1 protein-coding gene is annotated in these 2,432 nt (G+C 39.9%); it reads left to right on the top strand.

Annotation, left to right across the window (positions count from 1 at the left end):
- Nucleotides 1-243: 243 nt before the first annotated feature.
- Nucleotides 244-2,432, top strand: a 2,189-nt coding sequence (locus tag JG30_RS08765; RefSeq protein WP_245626315.1) for a BspA family leucine-rich repeat surface protein, incomplete at its 3' end; no start/stop codon positions are given.

Genomic DNA, 2,432 nt, shown 5'->3' with positions numbered 1-2,432 from the left:
GAGGGCCTTTTTTATGTAATAAATTCAATCATGGTATATTAGGCAGCTACTAGCAGCAGAAAACCTAATTATTTTTATCATGTAGTTAATTGAATGAAAATTAACTTAAGCGCTAGCTCAGTGTTTGTTGTTTGTTGCCAACATTCAAAATAGATTAATTTATTTCTTAGTAAAGTGCTAAGATAAATTTGTAACCGGTGCTATAAGGCTACATCTAACTTTACATAAGAAGGAGGAATTATTTTGAATCAAAAGAAAAGTATCGTACTGACCACGACATTCGTGGGGTTAGTGTGTGGGTTCGTCTTAACCCAACAACAAGCGGCTGCGGCAGCTACAAATGTTCCAGACCCCACAGCCACGAGTATGGTGATTCCGCAGAATACAGCAACTGCTACATCTACGAAATCTGCTGAATCTACCCAAAAGGAACAGCCTGTCAATGAACAGAATAGCACACAAAAGGCTTTTACTAATACAGACAATGTTAGCGATACTGCTAAGCAGAACCAAACTGCTGGAACTCAGACTCCTGCGACGAACACAAGTACACAAACAGCTACTTCCAATAACAATACAACCACTTCAGCACTAACACAACAGGCAGCCGCTTCTTCAGCCAGCAAGGCTAATGAAACTACTCAGCCAGTAAGCCAACCTACAGCACCAACGGCTCCGCAAGCTACCAAGACCACAAATAGCGCCAACACTGCCTCAACTACCACAGATCCTCAAGTAGAAACAATTGCCCAAGGTACTTGGGGCACCAGTAAGTGGGAATATACGCACCAAGGCACAGATTATATTTTACATTTCCATGCAGGCACCTTAGGCGCTAGCAGCCAGAAAACTATAACAGATCCAAATGGTTATCATCAATATTTCTTAGGTAGTATAGGTGCTAGCCCCGAAGTCTTCAACGGTAATTGGCAATGGAATGAAGAACTAACACAAATTATCATTGATCCGGGCGTGATAGCTAATCAGGATTCCAGTTATTTATTCGGACATTTAAAGAATCTAAAAAAGATTGTGGGTCTAGCCAATCTCGATACCACGAACGTTACTAATATGAGTTATATGTTTAATAGTTGCCAGAACTTAACCAGTTTAGATCTCAGCAACTTCCACACTACTAACGTTACTGATATGTCTGGGATGTTTGGTGATTGCTACAATTTAACTAATTTAAATCTTAGCCATTTTAATACCACTAACGTTATTGATATGTCTTGGATGTTTGAGTGTTGCCAAAGTTTAACCAGTTTAGATCTCAGCAATTTCAATACCGCTAACGTTACTGATATGTCTAGGATGTTTGGTGCTTGCCAAAGTTTAACCAGTTTAGATCTCAGCAATTTTAATACGACTAAGGTTACTAGTATGGCTGAAATGTTTGAAGACTGCTTTAAATTCACCCATTTAGATCTTAGCAATTTCAATACTGCTAACGTTACTGATATGTCTAATATGTTTTGGGGTTGCCAAAGTTTAACCAGTTTAGATCTCAGCAATTTCAATACCACTAAGGTTACTGATATGTTTTGTATGTTTCGTGATTGTTTGAGTTTAAACAATGTGAATGTTAACAACTTTAAATTTAACAATACTAACTTGAGTGGTATGTTTCAAGAATGTCATGCATTAACCAGTTTAGATCTCAGTAAGTGGGATACTACTAGTTTGGATGAGAATCAATTTTGGGCTGTATTTCTCGGAGCAATTCACCTCCATCACCTTGTGTTAGGTACAAAAACAGTGATCGGTACTAATCATGCTAATTTGCAAGGTGTCCCAAATGTTGGCACCAGAGTTCCTGGTACTGATCGGGTAGTCACCTCACCTTATTGGGTAGCCACTAGTGGTTATCAACAGGGGCACAAGTATACTTCTAATGATTTAATGGAATTAACTGGACGCGATCAGGTGACGACTTATGATTGGGACAGTAAACCCGCCTTTACCCAAACGACGGAAACTAAAACCAAAGTCCGGACGATTAATCTCCATCAACCTAACGGTCAGTTGAAAACAGAAACCCAAACAGTGGCCGTCAGTCGTCCGGTAACTATTAATCCTGATGGTTCTAAAACTTATGGCGCGTGGACAACAGCTCAATGGGATCAATATACAGTCCCTGAATGGGCTGGTTATCAAGCTAGCCAAAAACAGGTCCCTGCTACCACAGTTTCAGGAGATAGTGCCAATACAACGATCGATATTTACTATCAACCGCTTCTCCAAAACGTGGAGATTCAATACCTAGATCAAGGTAAAGTGGTAGGTACACAAATCATTACGGGTTATACAGGACAAACACTAATGCCTAATTATCAAGCACCACAAGGGTATGAAATAGTGGCAGCTGCGCCGGCTACCATTACAATTGATGCCACAGGGCATCAAATCATTCAAGTACAAGTAGCACATCA

Origin of the sequence: Bombilactobacillus mellifer, assembly GCF_000970795.1 — a bacterium.
Classification (GTDB): domain Bacteria; phylum Bacillota; class Bacilli; order Lactobacillales; family Lactobacillaceae; genus Bombilactobacillus; species Bombilactobacillus mellifer.
This window is presented reverse-complemented; position numbering and strand designations above follow the sequence as displayed.